Below are 22,584 nucleotides of genomic sequence, written 5' to 3' on the forward strand. Positions count from 1 at the left end.
TTTTAACTCAGATTTATTTCACGGCTCATAAGTTTATTAACTTTTGAACCTTTATCACTGTCTAAGCTATTATCAACACCCTGACGCAACGTTAAAATGCTTTGAGTACGCGTCCCATAAGTGGGTACATTCTGTTCCGTATTTCCAAAAGCTATGGGCTCGATATAGATAGATGATAGTGCTTGCTCAATCTCAGTAGCCATACCAGTATCCGGTAGCCTGTCTGCTGGTGCTGGAGTCGTATCTGACAATACATTAAAGGCTGCATCTTGCCAGTATTCAAGAGAGCTATCTTCTGCAATCAGAGGCAGTACCTCTTGACGTAGCCGACCGCGTAGTCTCTCAGTCTTAAACCAACTGTCCTCAGGTTGACCATTAGAGACTACATGTAGCCCTGCATATAATGGCGTGGGTGCATGACCGCGATTATTGACCATGACCGCTTGCTGGCTATCACCAATAATCAAGTTAAACCCAGCATAGTCTTGCAAGCCAATCTGCCGTGCAAATGCCATCGGACTTAACTCACTGGTCAAAAAACCCGTGACCAACTCGCCGCGTGAGCGCTCATCAGGTCTTGCCAGCACACCATCGCGAAAGTTCAATACTGCCGCCCAGCGTCCGTTTTGCTGATGAAAATCCGAATGCAGCTCTTGATGTATACCCAACCAGGTGCCGCCACTTTGGCTATCACGTCCAGCATAAATGGGCATGTCCGCCCACTGGTGCAAAGGCTCGGTTGGACGCTGCAAAAACTCATCACGGTTTGATAACAACACCAGTGGCAGCTCATCAAATAGTTGCCAAGCGATGGCGACGATACACATAAGACTCCTTTTTGTCTAATTAATTGCCAGTTTTTTACTAGCAGGATAGCTCACCTGAGAGGTGGACTGTATGACTTTCGATTGTTTGCTTGGCAAATCAAACTCCCATGCCACCATGCCTTTATTGTCATTCCAGTCGCGCTCAGTCACTGGCGGCGTATGGGTAATGGTCACTTTAAGGTTGTCATCACGGCTGACAGGCTCGCTACCCAATACTTGCAAGCGTATATTACGATTGTGTTGATTGGTGAATTGATAAGCTTGGGTTTTGGTCAAGGTTTGCGTGCGATTAAACGCGCCTTTATCACCTTGCTTATCTTCATCAGTGATTTGCTTCACAATGGTATTGGGATCAATACCGAAGCCAATACCCTGCTCTTTTAGGGTCTGATAACTGTATCGTGATTGGCCAATATAATTGTCATCACGGTATAGCTGTAGCGAACCATCGACCCAGGCTGGAGTCAAGAATGGCGCAGATGCGTACCAATAACCAGCGGTTTCCACACTGGGCGTACTACGAATCCAAAGCTTGCTGCTGCCAGACTGCTCATCAATGACCGTACGTACATGTCTGCCATCGCTCGGAATACTGACCCGCTGCGGTAGCTTGTACTCAGTGATGCCGTTTTTATTTTGGCTACTAACCGTAAAGCTTGGCAGCGGTGCTATATTTGGTGCAGATGCAGCGCCACCATAACTATCCATTGCAGAGACAACTACTGGAGCAGGTTCCATCATTGGCTGTGCAAACTTGGCAAGCCTTTGTTGGTCTTCTTCATATAATGAGAGACGCTCTACATTGGGCAGACGGCCGGTAGTATTTTGATTGGGATTAACCGAGCTGAGGGTTAAGGGTATATTTAGCCAATTCTCCCCTGTTTGTTGGGCAATGATGGCCGATGCGGTAATGTTCAACTGCTCAGTCGTCGTATTTAGACGCGCCTGATAAGTCGGTTGCCAACCAGCACCGCGCACTTGGTAATGTAGTTTTACTGAGCTTGGCGTGCGGCTAGCGGTACGCACACTCACCTGCGTTACACTATTATGGGTCGAAGTGGCACTGCCCGCCATTAGCTGATTAAGGGCATCTTGAGCACGCGCTTGGCGCTGCTGAATATCTAAAATTCTTTTATTAATGCTTGCCGCTTGAGCTTCTATATCGCGCGCATTATTGGCCAATGTACCGTCTGTGCTGATTTGCGTGACCTTGGTCAGATTTTGCAGATAAGCTTTTGCCAGACGTGCGGCTTCTAGCTCAGCGCTGATATCAGCTAAGGTCGCCTGCTGCTTCTGCACGTTGGCATCGCCTTGATATTGACATTGGGCTGCTTGCTCACCGCTTAGCGTCTCGATACTGACTTCACCCACATTGACAGCATTGGCCGCTTGTACGCTCAAGCTGTCTTTATCAATATAAGGAGACAAGCAAGAAAACACCAGCGTCTGCTCACCACTGCCATTGATTGGCAGCGCACGGGTAACACTGGCCAAGCCTTGATAGATAGTCACTTGCTCGATACTACTATTTGCTGCATAAGTCGGAGTCACGCTGAAAGCAGCTAGGCTAAATAAACTCAGCGGTGCAAGCATTTTTTTTGATACTCGCTTACTAGACTGAAGTTGCACTGAACGCTGCTGATCCGTCAAAGCGGCTGCTTTTAACCATTGAGACTGCATAATTATTCCTTAAAATTATTATTAATCCATTACGGCGTGTTCGATAGTCACTATGCTAAGTATGTCTTGAAGCCTTCTGTATCTTAGCCGTTTTTTTGCCAATATTCTAGATAATCGCAATGCTGTTAGATAAGTAATGACGAGTGCTCATTCAAGTAATCTAGTATGCCTAAGTGGCTATTTTTGCTATCATAGTCAGCACTTTATTATCAATATTTATGATGCCCTTATGATGATTCACCCTCAGTATGATCCCGTGGCGCTGTCCTTGGGCCCAGTAGAAGTACACTGGTACGGCTTAATGTACTTATTGGCCTTTGCCGCCGCTTACGGTCTAGCATGGTATCGCAGCAGCAAGCGTGATAGTTGGTCAACCGATATGGTCTCCGACTTAGTGTTTTATGGTGCGCTTGGCGTCATTTTAGGTGGCCGTGTTGGTTATGTATTGTTTTATCAATTCGGCGAGCTGTTACAAAACCCAGCCTATCTTCTCAAGGTTTGGGAAGGTGGCATGTCATTCCATGGTGGTTTTTTGGGTGTGATGCTCGGCATGTGGTTCTTTGCCCGCAAATACAAAAAGAGCGCGTTTGAAGTATTTGACTTTGTGGTGCCTTGTGTCCCAACTGGCTTGCTATTTGGCCGTATCGGTAACTATATCAACGGTGAGCTGTGGGGTCGAGTGTCTGACGGCGGTTATAATTGGTTGAATTACTTTCCGCAAGCTGCCGCCTTTGATATGCAACAGCTGCAAGACAACCCAGCACTGCAAGAACTGATGATTGAAGTGAATGGTCAGTATTTATTACCGCGTCACCCATCACAGTTATACGAAGCCTTTGCCGAAGGCTTATTGTTATTTATCTTCCTTTGGTGGTACTCATCTAAGCCGCGCCCACGTATGGCAGCGACCGCTGTGTTCCTACTAGGCTATGGCATCAGCCGCTTTATCATTGAGTTTTTCCGTCAGCCAGATGCCGACCAAGGGTTTGTGTTATTAGGTTGGATGACTAAAGGACAAATACTCAGCGCTCCGATGATTATCGTTGGCTTTATCTTGCTGGTTTATGCTTATAAACGCGGCATCTATGACTGGGGTAAGCAAGCGGCTTATTGATTCGTCAAATGAAATTAGTTTTTATTTAAGTTGAATATCATGATTACCACAAAGAATGAACAGGCTTATCTAGATTTGCTACGTCACGTTATGAGTGAAGGAACCGAAAAAAGCGATCGTACGGGTACTGGTACGCTAAGCCACTTCGGTGCGCAGCTGCGTTTTGACTTAGCGTCAGGATTTCCGCTGTTAACCACCAAAAAAGTCCATTTTAAGTCTATCACCTATGAGCTATTATGGTTTTTGAGTGGCAGCACGCACGTCGACTACTTACAAGAGCATAATGTGCGGATATGGAACGAATGGGCAACCGCTGAACAGACAGCACGCTTCAATCGTCCTGCGGGTGATTTAGGGCCTATTTATGGTCATCAGTGGCGTAATTATGGCGCTACTAAAAGCGATGACGGTAGCTATAATAATGATGGCTTCGATCAAATCACCCAAGTTATTGAGCAAATCAAAACCAACCCCAATTCACGACGTCTAATCGTCTCTGGCTGGAATCCAGGTGAAGCGGAGCAGGTTGCCCTACCACCTTGTCACACGCTATTTCAGTTTTTTGTCGCAGATAATAAACTGTCCTGCCAGCTGTATCAGCGTTCAGCAGATCTATTCCTAGGTGTGCCGTTTAATATCGCCAGCTATGCATTGTTGACCCATATGGTCGCGCAAGTTTGCGGACTAGAAGTTGGCGAATTTATCTGGACGGGTGGCGACTGCCATATTTATCAAAACCATCGTGAGCAAGTTGAGCTACAGCTGACGCGCGAGCTTTATGACTTGCCAACATTGACGCTCAACCCTGATGTCGATGATATTTTTGCTTTTAAATTTGAAGATATTAGCGTCGATGGTTATGAATCCCATCCTGCTATCAAAGCCAAAGTCGCAGTATAAGCAGCCGTTTCTACTTCATTGTTTGATGAGAATAAAAAGGATACGTTATGAGTTATGCCCATACTGAAGTCGCCCAAATCGCTGCTATCAGCAGCAATCGCTGTATCGGTAAGGACAATGAGTTGCCGTGGCATATCTCAGCAGATTTGCAGCACTTTAAAAAGATGACGACCAAACAAAATGACGGTACTAGCGATAGTGCCATTCAAGGTATCGTCATTATGGGTCGCAAGACGTTTGAGTCGATGGGCAGCAAGCCTTTGCCAAAGCGCGTCAGCTTTATCATCAGCAGTCAGTTAGATTATGCTGAACAAAAAGGTTTGGTAAACAAAGACAATGCCTACGTCGTACATAATTTAGATGATGCCTTGACGCAAGCTGCCAGCCTTGCACATGGAGCGCACCTTGATACGATTTGGGTGATTGGTGGCGAGCGCGTATTTAGTGATGCTTTGATGTATACGGATCGCATTGAGCTGACTCATGTAGACATCGAAATCGCTGGTGGCGATGCCTTTTATCCTGAGCTACCAAGCGCATTTGCCGTATCAACAGAATCTGAGCAGATGCATGATGAAAAAAGTGCATTAGATTTTAGATCTGTGACTTATAAAAGAAAAGCGGCTGAATAATAGTCGCTTGATTAATAAGTTCAAAAAATCTAATAAGTTCAAAAAACTGGGGCTGCCTTAGATGATTCTAAAGCAGCCCCAGTTTTTTATTTTGAACCGGCTATATAAGAAATCCTCATAAAAATAAAGCCTCGACTACTCATGTAGCACCTTATAAATGGTCTTTGCTAACACTGGACCAATCCCCTGCACACCTCCCAACTCTTGTTGAGAAGCACCGAGCAGCTGTTGCATGCCGCCAAAGTGATTCAGTAGGTCACGACGGCGCTTCTCACCCAGTCCGGGTATGACTTCCAGCACTGACGACGAACGGCGCTTATCACGCTTCTTACGGTGCGCTGTGATGGCAAAACGATGTGCCTCATCGCGGATATGCATCAATAAATGTAGTGCCTTGCTATCCATTGGTAAATCAAGCGGCTCATGATCGATGAAGTGCAATACTTCGAGTCCCGCTTTGCGCCCCTCGCCTTTTGCAACCCCTACCAATAAGGTGTCGCCAAGAATACCCAGCTCTGTCAATACTTCTTTGGCGATTCCAAGCTGACCTTTTCCGCCATCAATGAGCAGTAAATCGGGTAGCGGCTGTTTTTTATAGCGGCGTGTCAGCGCTTGCTTCATCGCGGCATAGTCATCTCCGCCTTGAATATCGTGGATGGCATACTGACGATAGTCCCGCCTGCGCGCACCTCCTTGATCAAAGACCACGCAGCTGCCGATGGTCGCCTCACCCATCGTATGAGAGATATCGAAACATTCAATCCGATCGATAGCACGATCTGTCACTTCAGCCAATACATCTTTGAGGGCGCCGAAGCGCGCATGCAGCTCTAAGTAATCACCGAGCTTGGTTTTGAGCGCATTATTGGCATTGAGCTTTGCCAAGTCCAACCACTCTGAGCGATGTTCTCGCACACTGGTTTTTATAACGACTTTGCTGTCAAAATGCGTGGCCAGCGCTTCACTGACAGCAACCTGATCTGGCAATTCATGACTCAATATAATCTCTGCAGGCAAATCATCGGTCACCTGAAAATAAAATGAGCTGATAAAAGCAGACAAATTATCCGCTAGCGATTCATTACTATCGACATCAGGAAAGTAGTTTTTGCCGCCAAGTACCCGACCACCGCGTACCGTTAAGACGTTCACACACGTCATGCCTGCCTGACTGGCAATAGAGATTACATCCGCCTCACCCTGTACGGTATAGACAGCTTGTCTTGCTTGTACTTCGCGTAGCATAGAAAGCTGGTCGCGATAAAACACCGCTTTTTCAAAGTCTAGTACTTCAGCGGCACTCTCCATCTTTTCAATCAAAGCATTGTGAATATCACTAGAATCGCCCTTTAAAAAGCGAATGGTGTTGTTGACATCTTCCGCATACTCTTCTGGTGATACCAAGCCGACACAAGGCGCACGGCAGCGCTTAATCTGATACTCCAAACATGGACGCTTACGCTGTTTAAAAAAAGTATTGGTACATTGACGCATTTGAAACATTTTTTGCATCAAGACCAGCGTTTCTTTTGCAGCATGAGCAGACGGAAATGGCCCAAAGAAACGACCTTTTTGATGATTGCCTTTGCCGCGACCATAAGCCAATCTTGGATAAGGCTTGTCCGCAGATATAAACACATAAAGGTAGGATTTATCATCACGCAGCAGCACATTATAAGGCGGACGATATTCTTTAATCAGGTTCTGCTCAAGTAGTAACGCCTCAGTCTCACTACGGGTAATGATGGTTTCGATATTATGAATCCGCGCTACCAATGCCCGCGTCTTTGGGTGGTCAATTGTCTTAGCAAAATAGCTGTTTACACGACTTTTGAGTGATTTCGCTTTACCAACGTATAAAATATCACCGTTTTTACCCAGCATTTTATATACCCCTGGCAAGTTTGGCAGGCGTTTTATTAAATGATTAAGACGAACCTTCTTGTCATCGACAGGCGTTGTTTCTGAGACGTTTGTCATAGGGTTTTATTGCTCTTAAGCTATTGATATATAGTTATTTATGGGGCGATAGAGTGTGCTTTGCAAGCACCATTATAAGCTTATCTATATACATAAAAAAAGCCAGCACCATGGCTGACTTTTTATAATTACTGACAACTATCTAAGCTTATTAATGATCTAGGTTTTATTAATGACGGAAACTCGGTAGTAATGCTGGAATACCAGGCAACATACCAACGATCGCCATCACTCCTGTCAATACAATAAAAGTGACGACTGGAATAATCCAGCGGCTCATCTTGGACAAGTTTGCACTACGCTCTTTTGAGCCAATCAGCCCCAGGTTATCAAGCACCAACGTAATCGACCAACCAAACGCAGGATTCACCAGTGCTGAAGCAAACACCACAATGGCAGCAGACTGGGTGGTTTTACCTTCGCGTGTCATCTCCATACCCGCCTCAAGCAGCGGAATAAAGACACCCACGATGAGCGCCACACACATGACTGGCTCCCAAATCGCGAGATCCATTGGATAGCCCCATACACCTGCGATGATACAGAAGATACCAGTTAAGACAGCACCTGCTGGAATTGGACGCTTAGCAATCGCCGCTGGTACAATATAAGTACCCCATGACGATGCAAAGTTGGTACCACCAAGTACCGAGCCTGCTACCTGACGAATGGAGGCGCTGGTCATTGTATCATCGATATCCATCTGTACACGCTCAGTACGCTCAGGATAGCTGATTTTTTGGAATACCTGATGACCTAAGAAGTCTGGTGACCACATAGCTACCGCCAGCACTGCAAACGGCAGTACCACAATGAAACTCTCCACGGTTGGCAGACCTAGCATCCAACCGGTATTGTCACCCCACCAGTACATTGGATTCATGTTTGGCAAGCCTGGTGCTGTTTCAAATGCAAACGGTGCACCCATAGCAAAGGCGACCCCGCCACCTAATAAACAACTGAGTGGTACTGCAAGCCAGCGCTTATTGTAGTTTTCTAACACGGCATAAAGCACAATCGTCAATAGAATCACTGTAAAAGCAACGTGCCCCATATTGATGGCTTCTGCCCACGCAAATAGATTTTTGACTTGCGAGATGGTACCAATAAAGCCTAGGTATAGCAGTAAACCACCACACACGCCTTTACTGGTCAAGTTTGCCAGCAAACTCCCCCCTTTACTGATTGCCAGCAACAGACCAAAGGCACCAATAAGCAGACCAAAGGCCATTGGATGGCCGCCAGCAGCGACGACAATAGGGATTAAAGGAATTAGTGGACCATGGGTACCTGCCAGGTTGGCAGTAGGTAATAAAAACCCTGAAAATAAAATAACAAAGAACGCAACGATTAATAGCTCGTAACGCACGTTTTCTAATACAAAGGCATCACTTAAACCCAATGGCCCTGCAAAGGTTGCAGCAATGGCGCCCACCATCACTACTTTACCGATTGTCGCCGCCATCGCTGGAATGGTATCTTCGTATTCAAAACGATAGTCACGAAATGGCAGGTTAGCACGCCAACGTTTAGGCTGCATGATTTGCAGTTCATGATTTAGATAAGCATCACGGCTCTCAAAGCTTGAGTTTGGCTTGTGCAACTCAGCATAGCTACCTTGTAATTCTCTATCGTAATTAGATGGATTTGGTTGCTGGGGATTAGACCCTGAAGCGGGAATCTCATTACTACTCATCACATCTCCTTATGTCGACTAAGATTTTGACTATAAGTGACCATTTATATCATTTCCAAAAATTAGAGTAGCGCGAAAAACTTGTGCAAGTACTACTCCTAGTAGGGTTAGCAAGTTTGACAAAGTTAATCGCACTTTTTGGGTTTGGTATTACTTACCAAGACTTGTTGATAAATAAGTCACCGAACATAAATTGGCAGCCATTGTATGCTATCAAATAGTATAATGCGAGGTTTACTAGCTAAATACCGAACATTTATTAGTGCTTAACTGGTTTTTTTATCTCATCTACTCATTTTTTAGTATGGTTAATGTGCTTTTATATCTTGCTATACGCGAATACGTACTCAATACTATCAATATTGATATCGTAGTGATTCTTACGCTAAAACCTATAAAAACACCGTGAGTTTGACTGTAAAGAAGTGACTTTGCTTAGCAGTCGTTACGCTTTAAGACTGGTGACCATGGTTATTTTTAATTATGATGGTTATCTTTTGCTCAGCCAGTATCCAGTTGTCAGGCAAAAATTATAAATACTCTATAATCACACGACGCTATTTATGGATTATGGAACCATTACTTATACTGCCAGCATAACGGGCACTTCTGGCATGATCATCAAAAGACAAAAGGATAAAACATGAACTTGCTACCTAAAAACTTAGAAAACTTAAGACGCAAAACCAAAAAAAACGTGATGCCGTTACTGACACCACATTTGCTTAAGCTACGCATTAATACCTACGCGCCTTATGTCGGCGCTGGTATCAAGGTAGAGCATGTAGATTTAGATCAAGGCCTGTGTGTGGTCAGTATGGGGCTCAATGCTTGGAATAAAAACATTGTCGGTACTCAATTCGGTGGTAGTTTGTATTCTATGGTCGACCCTTTCTATATGCTCATGCTCATGCACCAATTAGGCAGCACTTATGTGGTATGGGACAAAAGCTCACATATTGAATTCATTGCACCTGGTACTAGCAAAGTAACAACGCGGATGAAGATACCCAGTACAGAGATTGGAGTTATCCAAGAGTTAGCCAAAGATGGAGAGGCTGTATTCCGTGAATATAAAGCCGATATCGTCGACAGTCAGCAAAAGGTAATTGCGACTGTGACTAAAAATATCTATATCCGCTTACGCAAGCACAGCAAATCTAAAGACCAAAGTAGCCGTATTGATATTCTTGATACTTAGATAACATAATCTGTGCAAGCCACACATACAAAAACCCCAATCTGGCATCTGCACAGATTGGGGTTTTGTCTTTTTTGGCATGCCTACTTATTTATAAATAAACCTATGAATAAGGGCTTGTATCTACTTTTGCTTCATTACCAAGCTGCCTAATAAGCAGCTTAGCAACTTCGGCAAGCTTAAGCGCATAGCTTAAACTTAAATACCAGGAGCAGTTTCAACCGCATCAGGTACACCAGCGTCAGTTTTTTTCTGAGCAGCTGGACGGCCGCCAAGCTTTTCGCGAATACGTGCTGATTTACCAGAACGCTCACGTAAGTAGTACAGTTTCGCACGGCGAACAGCACCACGGCGTTTCACTTCAATGCTATCAATGATTGGTGAATGCAATTGAAATGCACGCTCAACGCCTACACCGCTTGAGATTTTACGCACAGTGAATGCTGAATTTAGACCACGGTTACGCTTAGCGATAACCACGCCTTCAAAAGCCTGTAGACGCTCACGCTCACCTTCACGTACTTTTACTTGAACCACGACGGTATCGCCTGGTGCAAAGTCTGGACGTTCAAGCAGCTGCGAGTTTTCAATACTTTGAACCAATGGATGCTTGTTGCTCATGAGAGTTATCTCCTCACATTAGATGATTAGAGGCTTAACGCGTATCACCTGTTTGTAATAATTGATCGTATCTTAATGGATACGACATAAAGGGGGTTGGCAAACGGCCATTATGGTATGACCTGTTTTATTATTGCGCAAAATTATAAAATACTAACTGTGTATAAATGCTAGTAATTTTTTACTTAACTGTTTTTGACTCATTAATTAGTGAGCTATTTTGTTTTGCCAATGCCTTGAGCCATTTCGCTTGCTGCTCTGTCGGGGTAAACGCTTGCCATAATTCAGGACGCCGCGACTTGGTGCGCGAAACCTGTTGACAAAAACGCCACTGAGCGATGTTTGCATGATGTCCAGATAAAAGCACCTCAGGTACTGTTATACCGGCAAACTCATGCGGCTTGGTATAGTGTGGACAATCAAGCAAGCCATCGACGAACGAGTCTTGCTCTGCTGACTTGTCATCACCCATAATATCAGGCAAACGACGTATCACACTATCCATCAGTACCATCGCTGGCAGCTCGCCACCAGTCAGAACATAGTCCCCAATCGATACTTCCATATCAACATATTGCGATAATAGGCGCTCATCAATACCTTCGTAACGACCACATAACAGAATCATGCCGTCATACTCAGTCATACTGACCACACTACTTTCGCTGAGCGTCTGCCCTTGCGGTGACATATAAATCACAGGACAATGCTCACTATCAATACGGCAACCATGCTGGCTTGCTCGCAAACGCGCATCGTCAATGGCTTGTGCGAGTGGCTCAGCCATCATGACCATACCAGGGCCACCGCCATAAGGACGTTCATCAATACGGCGATAATTATCAGTGGTATAATCACGTGGATTAATGCACTCAATCGTGACTTGCTCCTGAGTTACTGCTCGTCCCGTGATACCAAACTCACGGATCGTCGCAAACATCTCAGGAAAAATACTAATCACGGCAAAATACATCTGACCTCTGTCTAAATAACGATTGTTTGCTAACAAGGCTCTGAATAACGACCATCACTCAACCAGACTGACGTCAAATTAATAGTCGCTTGGCCACGCCACAAGGACTGTTTTGCCAGTCATATCAACTTGCACTACAGTTTGCTTATGCCAAGGTATCAGGCGCTCTTCATTATCCAAACTGTCTGAGTTGGTAGCCACACGCATAATATCGTGGGCACCATTATCAAACATTTCAGTAATATTACCAAGATACTCATCTTGCTCGTTCACAACTCGCATGCCCAGCAGATCTGACCAATAAAACTCGTCTTCTGCCAGTTCTGGCAATACGTCTTGTGCGACCCAGATAGCAACACCGTTCATGGTTTCAGCAATATTACGATCAGGAACTTGCTCAAACTGAGCAACAAGCCCTGTTCCTTGCTGACGCCACTTACTGACAGTCAATGGCTTAATACCGGTAGCGGTTTTAATCCACCACGGCTGCATATCAAAGATAGCCGAGCGATCATCTGTGTCACTAAACACCCATAACCAGCCCTTAATGCCGTAAGGCTTTTTGAGCTGACCAATTTTCATGAGGGTGCTGGCGTCTGGTGCAGATGACATAACGGCTAACCTAAACGTAATTAAACCAATGACAGTTAGAACAGCGATTGCCAAAACAACAATCAAACTAACAATAAAATGGAGCAGCAAAAACAGTTAATGGCGTACACTGGTAATACCAGCTACGCTATGTCTTCTAAAGTCTACTCACTAAGGCAGCGCAGATTTCACGCCATCTATAGTCAATAACCAAAACTTAAGCAGTTTCTTCAGTTGTAGTTGCAGACTTATTGTAAGCTTTTGCCAATGAAGCAACGCGATCTGAAGGCTGTGCACCTTTAGCGACCCACGCATTGTACGCTTCCATATCTAAGCGTACTGCTTCTTCTGACTCTTTAGCTAGCGGATTAAAAAAGCCGATGTTTTCGATGTAGCGGCCATCACGCGCGCGGCGTTGATCAGCAACAACTACTTGATAAAATGGGCGTTTCTTGGCACCGCCCCGTGCTAAACGAATAACAACCATGTGAATTCTCTCTTTCGCAGGTATACCAAAAAGGGCATAATTATACCATAGTCTTGTTTTATTGAAAACATAAACTGTATTTATTTTATTATTTGATAACAATAACTTAAATAGCATCTGAACTGAAATAAAAATGCTGATAATTACGACTCAGCTTACATCAGCTACTATTCAAAATAGCCTCCTTGTTATCTTATAGACCACCTGGCACACAAGCCTTTTTTTGGCTCCAGACATCGTAGCGATAAGAATATTAGGCATTTATGCGATGCTTAAGCAATCTGGGCCTAAGCAGTCTGGCTATTTACTCAGCTCCTCTTATCTAACCCTTAATATTGGATTCTCATGACTACGCCAAAACCAAAGCGCTCTACCTCCTGGCTACCACGTTCATACTCTAATAGTTGGCTCACGACTTTAATGGTCGCTTTCATCGTGTTCATCAGTGTTGGTCTATCCATCTGGCTTTTTTGGCGCAGTCTGTATCTGCCAGAGTTAAAGAACCATGCACGCTATTTAACCACTGAGTTACAGCTCATGAATAGCGCCAAACAAGACTGGAAAGATAGCCCACAGGTAAAGCAGTGGATCTATCAGCACTCACATGTCGTGGTGGTAGAGAATCCAAGCGATTTTCCACAGGTTGAAGATAAGGCCTTTGTAGGTGTCTTTACAGATGTATTACAGCACGAAATTGGTGCGCAATTAGGGCGTCCTGTTGAAGTTTATTTTAAATTCAAACCAACACCGCAGCTATGGGTACAAGACAGCCGTGATGACAGCTTTTGGATTCGTGAGCCTGTTGTTTATTATTCGCAATACAGCCCGACTTTATTACTATTATTTTTATTAGGGCTGCCCATTCTGTCGCTACTAACGATTGTTTTGTTGGTACGACAGCTCAATCGCCCACTACGCCACCTACAACGCGCGGCAACCAACTATATTAGCCTAGGACATGCCACTACCTTGCCCACACGAGCAGGTCCTACCGAGATCCGTCAAGTTAACATGGCATTCAACCAGCTTTTTACCACACTTAATCAAGCGCAAAAAGAGCGCACAATCATGCTTGCTGGCATCTCCCACGATCTACGAACCCCGCTTACGCGCATGCGTTTGACCGCTGAGATGCTGCCAGATGACTTTTTTCGTGAAGGTCTTATTTATGATATAGAAGACATGGATGCCATCTTGGAGCAGTTTATTTCATTTATGAAGGATGGCTCAGATGAACCTGTGCATCTGACAAACTTAGACGTCATATTTAATGAAATCATGGTGCAGTTTGCACCCATGAAATTTATTTATCAGTCAGAACTTAATAAGGCCGTACCCGTCAGACCGTTATCCATTAAGCGACTGGTGATCAACCTTGTCAATAATGCTAATCGTTATGGTAAGCCGCCGATTTACTTGACTGCAACCGTAGAGCCATTTTTTTCAGAAGCAGCAGCCACGGAAGATACTGACGTAATAAGCGAAAGTGAGGTCAACAAAGAAGCGCAAGAGCAACTGATCATCTGTGTGCGGGATTGTGGTTCAGGAGTAGCAGAAGATCAGCTAGAGCGCATTATGCAACCTTTTGAGCGTGGTGAGACTGCTCGTACCACTCAGGGTAGCGGTTTAGGACTTGCTATTGTTAGCCGTATTGCGCGACTACATCATGGTACAGTGGAAGCGGTTAATCATCCAGATGGCGGTTTACAAGTTTGTATCCGTATTCCTCTCATCTCTAAAGTCGCTGGTGAAGAAGCTATTGCAGCCGATGTGCCGACACCTAGCAATGTCATCAATGGCGATTATTATTAATATCTATTAATCTTTAGTACCAATAAGTGGTGGCGCATGGGCAGCACTATTGATAAAGGTTATCTCATGCGTCAGCTCAGCTTGCGCTGACTGCACACTCTCTGTCGTGCTTGGCTGCTGTAAAAACAGATAGTAGCCAAGTAACAGTGCGTTTAGTACTACCAGTCCGCCAAATATATAAGGCATTCGCGACCTCTCTTAAGTTTTAAATGCATGGCTTTCAACCAATCCATTAATTTAAATACATCATGTTAAGCTTTCAAAAGTAGACGCTGTTGATGACTAAAACTGAAGACTGGATCAACTTCAGACTCTTAAAGCTACCTACTCATCACTGAGACTACGCTCGCTTTTTTCTTGAGTCAGCTGATCCGCTGCAATCGTTTGCGTGAGTGGTTTGACAGGCCAAGTCATGACAAATCTTGCGCCACCAAGCTCTGGGCTTTCATCAACTTTCATACTGCCGCTAAACCAAAAAGCAATACGCGACACAATGGATAAACCCAGCCCATAACCGCCCGATGCACGGGTGCGACTATCATCTAAGCGTGAAAATGGCACAAATACTTTTTCACGATCTTCTTCTGCAATACCCTGTCCATCGTCTTCCACGCTCACAAATGCATTGCCCTTTTTGACCCCAGCACTAATAACGATGGTGGTTTCAGCATAACGCAGTGCGTTACCAGCAAGGTTTTGAATCACGCGATGTAGATAACGTCGATCCGCTATTGCAGTGACTTTAGCGTTGGGCGGCTGACCAATGACTTCAATAGACTTACCTAAAGCCTTGGTTTCACGTACGACTTGCTCGACCAACTCCTTTAAGTTGACTGGCTCAAGGTCAAGCTTTGGAGACCCCTCTTCAAGCTTAGCGTAAGTCAAAATCTCATCAATCAATCCATTAAGCGCTTCAATATCTTCATCAATGAAGTCACGTTGCATATATCGTGAGTCTTCATCATCAGTGTCAGCCAGCATGTCTACTGCAAAGCGAATACGAGCCACTGGGGTGCGCAGCTCATGGGAAACAGCGCGGGTCAGCTCACGCTGTGACTCAATCAAGCGCTTAATATGTTCGGTCATCGCATTAAAGGTCGCTGACAGCCGAGCTATCTCATCTTGACCGATGACTTGTACTTGAATATCAAGGTTGCCTTGACTGACTTCATTGACCCCTACTTGGATTAGTTGCAATTTTCGTTCCAATGGAAAGATAAGAGCGTAAACGCCTAAACTGATCAAAAACATACTAATCAAAATCATACTGACGATTAGATTCAGTGGAAACCAGTTAAATAGCGGCACAGGCCCCATTAGAATTGCCATGTCATTGATTTCAGAAGGCACGACGACACTGATAGCAGATTGACTTTGGCTGCTACTGTCTTGCAACAAGATAACGACTTCATCACGGCGCAGCCGCATCATTTGATCATTATCGAGGTTGAGGGTGTTTGAGGCTTTTAGCTCAAGTGGATAGGAGAATCTTTCTTCTAATACTGCCAACCGTTCACGTTTAGCCGATAAGGTCGTATAGTAGGACAAATCATCTAACAAGAACACTGCCATTGCCCGTACTTGTTGCTCAGTAACTTGCGATATCCGAACCGTTAATACCTTATCAGCATCTGGTAATCGATGATATATATCAGCATAGTTATCTTGTCCGATATAGCGTACCACCGTCTCACCATTATCAAAACGCCGTAGTTCACTGGCGCTGAAGTCCACCTCATCAATGGGTATTATCCTAAAAGTCGAACCAAACAAACTACTGGCGTCCGTTAACCAATATTCGCGCTGCGTTGCATCCTCTTGACGGCTCACACCTTCACTGACCAGATAAAAAGCACCCGTTGCCATATTTTCACGATAGGATTGCACGCGCTCTTTGTTGATGGTATCCATCAATAACTGGGCAAATAAAGCCACACACAAACAGACGATTAATAGCCCTGCGTAAATTCGAACAAAGATACTGTGTTTTAAAGAAGAAACTAATGACATATGCGTCGTGACCAAACTGTTAAATAATGACTGCTGACCCTATCCAGCGCTTTGTATAGGGTCAAACTTGGTTAAATACAAAGAATTGACAGCTGCTATAGTCGAGCCACTACAAAATAAATACTGACTAGAAAATATGCTAAACCTCTTACATACAGAGCATTCACAGCTATGGCTTAATTAAACCACATAACCTCTCTATTAAGTTTAAAAATTAAAACCTAGCCACAAAAAAACCAGCTTCACGCTGGTTTTTAGTATAAAACTGACAATAAAGCACGACCATATCGGAGCAAGTAGAATTAATTGCCTTCTTTGACGAACAAATAGCCTTTACTACGGACGGTTTTAATACGTTTTGGATTCTCTGGATCATCACCGATTTTCGGGCGGATGCGTGAAATACGCACGTCGATAGAGCGATCTTGTCCGTCATACTCAATACCGCGCAGACGCTCAAAGATATCTTCACGTGACAAGATACGACCCGCATTAGAAGCAAGCAGCCATAGCAAGTCATATTCAGCACTGGTAAAGTCAACCAACTCATCACTAAGCGTGACTGAACGACCACCATTGTCAATAACCAACTCGCCAAACTCTAAGCGCTGAGGGACGTCTTCTGATGGCGCGTTTTCTGAACGACGTAATAACGCACGAATACGTGCAAGCAATACACGTGGCTGAGCGGGTTTGGCGACATAATCATCAGCACCCATCTCAAGTCCTAGCACCTGATCCATATCTTCTGTACGTGCAGTCAGCATCAAGATTGGGTTTTGGTAATGTGGACGTACCTCACGGCAGACAGTGAGACCATCACTACCAGGAAGCATGACATCAAGCACCACTAAATCTGGCTGTTCATTAACGATACGACGAATTGCACGATTACCGTCAGTTTCAATCGCCACTTCCAAACCATTTTTGACCAAATAATCTTGCGTCAACATGGCCAGACGCTCATCATCTTCAATAATTAAAATTCGCGGGGTGTTGTCTTCTTCTGTCATTGTTATATCCTCTAATGTAAAAATTAATAGCAGGGAAGTTCATAGCACAATAAAATGGAACAATGGATGTTCATATGGATGGTGCAAAGTTGGTAACACAGTATACTATCAAACATACGGCTACCTATACTATAGCTTATTGTCGTTAACAAAACCTATAAACAACTTCAAATAATCCTTTAATGTATACCCAATAATCATGTGCACTTTCCCATTAGTGCCTTTAATATAACCAAATCTATCAATTACTGCTAATGGTTTTCATCTAAATCTATTATCCAACTTTAAGCGCTGCCAATTTATAAATTTTTAGCAAAAAAAAACAGTCCAAGATGGACTGTTTTTTTTGATCTATAGACTACCAATACTCAAATCTTAACGTTAAATATTACTGATTAAAATTAAGCACGGTTTTTATATTTACGAATGGTTTGTAGCTGTGCTACTGACTCGGCCAATGATGCTAATGCCGCATTGGTATGAACCGTATCAGACTGGTTCACGAGCATTTGCTCAGCTTTTTTGCGTGCCTGAATGATTTTGCTTTCATCAAGATTGCTCGCACGTACTGCAGTATCTGCCAGTACGGTCACCATCTTTGGCTGTATCTCAAGCACACCACCTGATACGTAGATAACTTCTTCTTCGCCATCTGGTGTTTGCACACGCATCGCGCCAGGTTTGAGCAAAGTAATGAGCGGTGTATGACCTGCTAGTACACCGACTTCGCCTTCAGTACCCGTAGCGATCAACATGCTAATTTCCCCTGAATACAGCTCTTCACGGGCACTTACGACGCGACATTGAAACGTTGCCATCCCTAACTCCTTACAATCGAAACTGCGATGCGAACTAGCAAATGGCTTATATACTCAACCACTTGCTAATTAACGATTACTTTTCTCGCTTACGCTGAAGCAGCTTTCATTTTTTCTGCTTTAGCCACTACTTCGTCGATACCACCAGCCATATAGAATGCTTGCTCTGGTAAGTCATCATATTCACCTGCGATGATGGCTTTAAAGCTAGCAATGGTGTCACGCAAAGAGACATATTTACCAGGTGCACCAGTAAAGACTTCGGCTACGTGGAATGGCTGTGATAAGAAACGCTGAATCTTACGCGCACGATAAACAACCAGTTTATCTTCTTCTGACAGCTCATCCATACCCAGAATAGCGATAATATCTTTAAGCTCTTTATAGCGCTGCAATACTTCTTGCACACCACGAGCAACGTTGTAAAGCTCTTCGCCAATCACTAATGGATCAAGCTGACGTGAGGTTGAATCTAGTGGATCAACCGCAGGATAGATACCCTGTGAAGCGATATCACGGCTCAGTACCACTGTCGCATCCAAGTGAGCAAACGTCGTTGCAGGTGATGGATCCGTCAAGTCATCCGCAGGTACGTATACGGCTTGTACTGAAGTGATTGACCCTGACTGAGTTGAAGTAATACGCTCTTGTAGTAGACCCATCTCTTCTGCTAGTGTTGGCTGATAACCAACCGCTGATGGCATACGTCCTAGCAATGCTGATACTTCAGTACCGGCAAGCGTGTAACGATAAATGTTATCAACGAACAATAACACGTCACGACCTTTACCCGTTTCAGGATCTTTGGTATCACGGAAGTATTCAGCCATGGTTAGACCAGACAGTGCAACACGTAAACGGTTACCTGGTGGCTCATTCATCTGACCATATACCATCGCAACTTTAGATTTGCTAAAGTCTTCAGTATTTACAACGCCAGCTTCTTGCATTTCGTGATAGAAGTCATTACCTTCACGCGTACGCTCACCAACACCAGCAAATACTGACAAACCTTCATGCTTAAGAGCGATGTTGTTGATCAATTCCATCATATTGACGGTTTTACCAACACCAGCACCACCAAACAAACCAACTTTACCACCTTTAGCGAACGGGCAAAGTAGATCGATAACTTTAATACCAGTCTCTAACAGTTCAGTACTGTTTGACTGCTCCGCATAGCTTGGCGCTTCACGGTGGATAGACCATCTTTCTTCAGTAGGTACTGGACCTTCTTCATCGATAGGACGACCAAGAACATCCATAATACGACCAAGCGTACCAACGCCTACAGGCACTGAGATAGGAGCGCCAGTATTGGTAACTGGAAGGTTACGTTTCAGGCCTTCTGTTGAGCCCATTGCGATAGTACGTACGATACCGTCACCTAGCTGTTGCTGTACTTCTAGGGTGGTTTCGGTACCATCTACTTGCAGGGCATCATAAATCTGAGGTACTTCGTCACGGTTGAATTCAACGTCAATAACCGCGCCAATGATCTGTACAATACGACCGCTATTCATTGCGTTCTCCTTGAACTTCTATATATAGGTGTAGTCAATTATGAAACAGCAGCAGCACCGCCAACGATTTCCGAGATTTCTCGAGTAATCGCCGCTTGACGCAGCTTGTTATAAACCAACTGTAAATCGTTAATTAGGTCACCAGCATTATCTGTTGCTGCTTTCATAGCGACCATACGCGATGACTGTTCAGAGGCAATGTTTTCCATTACCGCTTGATAGACAATCGACTCAATGTAGCGCCCTAGCAAGCCATCAACCAAAGTTTTGATGTCAGGCTCATAGATATAATCCCAGCTAAGATCAGTGCGCATACCACTGTCTTCACCAGTAAGCGTTCCCTCAGGCAAAGGTACTAACTGACTAACTGTCGGCTGTTGGGTCATGGCATTAACAAACTTGTTATATACCACATAGATACGGTCAATTTTACCGTTATCATAGTCCTCTAGCATCGCTTGTACAGATGAGTTCAACTGTTCAAACGTGGGGTTATCGCCATAGTCAGTGATTGCTGAGGTGACTTTACCGCCAAAGTTTTTGAAGAAGCTGACGCCTTTAGCACCGATAACAGAAAACTCAGCCTTTACAGACTGGTTTTGATAGTCATCAATACTATTAGTTAGCGCTTTGAATAAGTTGATGTTCAAACCACCCGCAAGTCCACGGTCTGAGGTGATAACGATATAGCCCACTGTATTAATTGGACGCGTTACCATATACGGATGTTTGTAATCTGATGAAGCATGCACCAAATGTGAAATAACCCGGCGCATACTATCAGCATACGGGCGACCCACGTCCATGCGCTCTTGAGCACGGCGCATCTTACTCGCCGCTACCATTTGCATGGCACGAGTAATTTTCTGGGTGCTTTTAATACTGGTGACTTTGGCACGTATTTCTTTTAAGCTTGCCATAATGATTCCAATATAAGAGGGTTAAAAAAGCATTGGCGAATGCAACAATAACTTGTGGCACTACGCGGTCACATGCCGTTGATTGTGGATGGAGCGGCGCGACTGTCATGAGACATCGCGCCACTGTATTCGCTACAAAGTAGCCTCTCTACAATCAACCAAACCGGCTTAACCCGTTAACTTAGTCTTTATTAACTTAGTAACTGTGGTTTTGTTTAAAAGTCTCAACTGCTGACTTTAAACGACCTGCAATATCATCATTATAATTTGCAGTGTCATCAATCTCACGCATCAGCTCGCTTTGTTCGTCACGCATATAACGTAAGAACGACTCTTCAAAAGAACCAATCTTTTCAACTGGTACGTCTGCTAAGAAACCTTCGTTTGATGCATAAATAACCGCTGCTTGTTCAGCGACAGACATTGGCTGGTACTGTTTCTGCTTCATTAGCTCAGTAACACGCTCACCATGGTCTAGCTGTTCACGAGTGGCATCATCCAAATCTGAGGCAAACTGCGCGAATGCTGCGAGTTCTCGGTACTGTGCAAGTGCGGTACGAATACCACCTGACAGCTTCTTGATAATCTTAGTCTGAGCAGCACCACCAACACGTGATACAGAGATACCAGCGTTAACTGCAGGACGAATACCTGAGTTAAATAGGCTTGATTCTAAGAAAATCTGACCATCGGTAATAGAAATTACGTTGGTTGGTACGAATGCAGAGACGTCACCCGCTTGGGTTTCAATGATAGGTAGTGCGGTTAAAGAACCCGTCTTGCCTTTCACTTCACCATTAGTGAAGTTTTCTACATAGTCAGCGTTGACGCGTGAGGCACGCTCAAGTAGACGTGAGTGTAAATAGAATACGTCACCTGGATATGCTTCACGGCCTGGCGGACGACGTAGTAGTAGTGAGATCTGACGATACGCTACCGCTTGTTTTGATAAGTCATCAAATACGATTAGTGCATCTTCACCGCGGTCACGGAAGTATTCACCCATCGTACAGCCTGAATACGGTGCAATGTACTGTAGTGCTGCTGGCTCTGACGCAGAAGCAACCACAACCGTGGTATATTCTAAAGCGCCTGTCTCTTCAAGCTTACGCACGACGTTAGCAATTGTAGAACGTTTTTGACCAACCGCTACGTACACACACTTAATACCAGAAGTTTTCTGTGCGATGATGGTATCGATAGCCAGTGCCGTTTTACCGGTCTGACGGTCACCAATGATAAGCTCACGCTGACCACGACCGATTGGAATCATGGTATCGACCGCTTTATAACCGGTCATTACTGGCTCATCAACCGATTGACGGTCAATAACGCCTGGAGCGATTTTTTCGACTTTATCAGTCATCTTGGCATTGATAGGACCTTTGCCATCAATAGGATTACCCAAAGCATCAACAACGCGGCCGAGCAACTCAGGACCCACTGGCACTTCAAGAATACGACCAGTACAATAGGCTTTTTGGCCTTCTTGTAGTTTTAGATAATCGCCTAGTATCACCGCACCGACGGAGTCACGCTCTAAGTTTAGAGCCATGCCGTAGATTTCGCCTTCAAACTCAATCATTTCGCCGTACATGGCATCTTCAAGACCATGAATCTGCACGATACCGTCAGATACTTTGACAATCGTGCCTTCATTCTTTGCAGTTGCACCCGCATCAAGGTCTTGAATACGCTGCTTAATCAGGTTACTGATTTCCGCTGGATTCAATTGTTGCATTGCCTTGTTTCCTTTAATTTATGATAACCCGCCCACTGACTTAAA

General features: G+C 44.4%; 20 protein-coding genes. 5 read left to right on the forward strand and 15 right to left on the reverse strand.

Annotated features, from left to right (window positions below):
- Positions 1-2: 2 nt before the first annotated feature.
- Together JMX03_RS13270 and JMX03_RS13275 are read right to left on the reverse strand one after the other, a co-directional pair.
- On the reverse strand, positions 3-827 hold the full coding sequence (locus JMX03_RS13270; RefSeq protein ID WP_201597324.1) for an NRDE family protein: 825 nt from the start codon (positions 825-827) through the stop codon (positions 3-5).
- Between the two features lie 15 nt (positions 828-842).
- Positions 843-2,507 (reverse strand): DUF4139 domain-containing protein, encoded by a 1,665-nt coding sequence (locus JMX03_RS13275; protein ID WP_201597326.1) that lies wholly within the window; start codon positions 2,505-2,507, stop codon positions 843-845.
- A gap of 229 nt (positions 2,508-2,736) precedes the next feature.
- Between JMX03_RS13275 and lgt the strand changes: the two genes are divergently transcribed.
- From lgt to JMX03_RS13290, 3 genes are read left to right on the forward strand one after another with little or no spacing between them, the layout of a single operon-like run.
- Positions 2,737-3,621 carry a prolipoprotein diacylglyceryl transferase gene (gene lgt / locus JMX03_RS13280; protein WP_201597328.1) on the forward strand — a complete coding sequence of 295 codons (885 nt, stop codon included), beginning with the start codon at positions 2,737-2,739 and terminating at the stop codon, positions 3,619-3,621.
- A gap of 39 nt (positions 3,622-3,660) precedes the next feature.
- Positions 3,661-4,521, forward strand: a complete 861-nt coding sequence (locus JMX03_RS13285) for a thymidylate synthase (protein WP_201597329.1) — start codon at positions 3,661-3,663, stop codon at positions 4,519-4,521.
- A gap of 47 nt (positions 4,522-4,568) precedes the next feature.
- The gene (locus tag JMX03_RS13290) at positions 4,569-5,153 is read left to right on the forward strand and encodes a dihydrofolate reductase (RefSeq protein WP_201597330.1); all 585 of its coding nucleotides are present in this window, start codon (positions 4,569-4,571) and stop codon (positions 5,151-5,153) included.
- A gap of 135 nt (positions 5,154-5,288) precedes the next feature.
- Here JMX03_RS13290 and uvrC read toward each other — a convergent pair whose 3' ends face one another.
- Entirely contained in the window at positions 5,289-7,133 is a 1,845-nt protein-coding gene (uvrC, locus tag JMX03_RS13295) for an excinuclease ABC subunit UvrC (protein ID WP_201597331.1), read from the reverse strand.
- Between the two features lie 169 nt (positions 7,134-7,302).
- Positions 7,303-8,829 carry a DUF3360 family protein gene (locus JMX03_RS13300; RefSeq protein WP_201597333.1) on the reverse strand — a complete coding sequence of 509 codons (1,527 nt, stop codon included), beginning with the start codon at positions 8,827-8,829 and terminating at the stop codon, positions 7,303-7,305.
- Between the two features lie 643 nt (positions 8,830-9,472).
- Here JMX03_RS13300 and JMX03_RS13305 point away from each other — a divergent pair.
- Positions 9,473-10,030, forward strand: a complete 558-nt coding sequence (locus tag JMX03_RS13305) for a DUF4442 domain-containing protein (protein WP_201573214.1) — start codon at positions 9,473-9,475, stop codon at positions 10,028-10,030.
- A 198-nt stretch (positions 10,031-10,228) separates the two neighbouring features.
- Here the strand turns inward: JMX03_RS13305 and rplS are convergent, their stop codons facing one another.
- From rplS to rpsP, 4 genes are all read right to left on the reverse strand, one after another.
- Entirely contained in the window at positions 10,229-10,651 is a 423-nt protein-coding gene (gene rplS / locus JMX03_RS13310; protein ID WP_201573212.1) for a 50S ribosomal protein L19, read from the reverse strand.
- A 181-nt stretch (positions 10,652-10,832) separates the two neighbouring features.
- A complete protein-coding gene (gene trmD / locus JMX03_RS13315; RefSeq protein WP_201597334.1) occupies positions 10,833-11,624 on the reverse strand; it encodes a tRNA (guanosine(37)-N1)-methyltransferase TrmD in 792 nt (263 codons plus the stop codon).
- 78 nt (positions 11,625-11,702) lie between these two features.
- The gene (gene rimM, locus JMX03_RS13320) at positions 11,703-12,236 is read right to left on the reverse strand and encodes a ribosome maturation factor RimM (protein ID WP_201597336.1); all 534 of its coding nucleotides are present in this window, start codon (positions 12,234-12,236) and stop codon (positions 11,703-11,705) included.
- A 196-nt stretch (positions 12,237-12,432) separates the two neighbouring features.
- Complete coding sequence (rpsP, locus tag JMX03_RS13325; RefSeq protein ID WP_201597345.1) at positions 12,433-12,702, reverse strand: 30S ribosomal protein S16; 270 nt, start codon at positions 12,700-12,702, stop codon at positions 12,433-12,435.
- Positions 12,703-13,047: 345 nt separating this feature from the next.
- On the opposite strand from rpsP, the gene JMX03_RS13330 reads away from it, so the two are divergent.
- A complete protein-coding gene (locus JMX03_RS13330) occupies positions 13,048-14,514 on the forward strand; it encodes an ATP-binding protein (RefSeq protein ID WP_201597347.1) in 1,467 nt (488 codons plus the stop codon).
- Between the two features lie 6 nt (positions 14,515-14,520).
- Here JMX03_RS13330 and JMX03_RS13335 read toward each other — a convergent pair whose 3' ends face one another.
- The 7 genes from JMX03_RS13335 to atpA all read right to left on the reverse strand — a co-directional run bounded on the left by JMX03_RS13335 (position 14,521) and on the right by atpA (position 22,539).
- A complete protein-coding gene (locus tag JMX03_RS13335; RefSeq protein ID WP_201573176.1) occupies positions 14,521-14,700 on the reverse strand; it encodes a hypothetical protein in 180 nt (59 codons plus the stop codon).
- A gap of 138 nt (positions 14,701-14,838) precedes the next feature.
- The gene (locus tag JMX03_RS13340) at positions 14,839-16,524 is read right to left on the reverse strand and encodes an ATP-binding protein (RefSeq protein ID WP_201597351.1); all 1,686 of its coding nucleotides are present in this window, start codon (positions 16,522-16,524) and stop codon (positions 14,839-14,841) included.
- 302 nt (positions 16,525-16,826) lie between these two features.
- Positions 16,827-17,537, reverse strand: coding sequence for a response regulator (locus tag JMX03_RS13345; protein ID WP_201597352.1), 711 nt, complete (start codon positions 17,535-17,537; stop codon positions 16,827-16,829).
- A gap of 401 nt (positions 17,538-17,938) precedes the next feature.
- Positions 17,939-18,355 carry a F0F1 ATP synthase subunit epsilon gene (locus JMX03_RS13350; RefSeq protein ID WP_201573167.1) on the reverse strand — a complete coding sequence of 139 codons (417 nt, stop codon included), beginning with the start codon at positions 18,353-18,355 and terminating at the stop codon, positions 17,939-17,941.
- An 89-nt stretch (positions 18,356-18,444) separates the two neighbouring features.
- Positions 18,445-19,878: a F0F1 ATP synthase subunit beta gene (gene atpD / locus JMX03_RS13355; RefSeq protein WP_201597355.1), complete on the reverse strand. Its 1,434-nt coding sequence runs from the start codon at positions 19,876-19,878 to the stop codon at positions 18,445-18,447.
- Positions 19,879-19,916: 38 nt separating this feature from the next.
- Entirely contained in the window at positions 19,917-20,798 is an 882-nt protein-coding gene (atpG, locus tag JMX03_RS13360) for a F0F1 ATP synthase subunit gamma (protein WP_201573161.1), read from the reverse strand.
- Positions 20,799-20,994: 196 nt separating this feature from the next.
- On the reverse strand, positions 20,995-22,539 hold the full coding sequence (atpA, locus tag JMX03_RS13365; RefSeq protein WP_201597357.1) for a F0F1 ATP synthase subunit alpha: 1,545 nt from the start codon (positions 22,537-22,539) through the stop codon (positions 20,995-20,997).
- Positions 22,540-22,584: the final 45 nt, after the last annotated feature.

It is taken from the genome of Psychrobacter fulvigenes (assembly GCF_904846155.1).
GTDB lineage: Bacteria > Pseudomonadota > Gammaproteobacteria > Pseudomonadales > Moraxellaceae > Psychrobacter > Psychrobacter fulvigenes.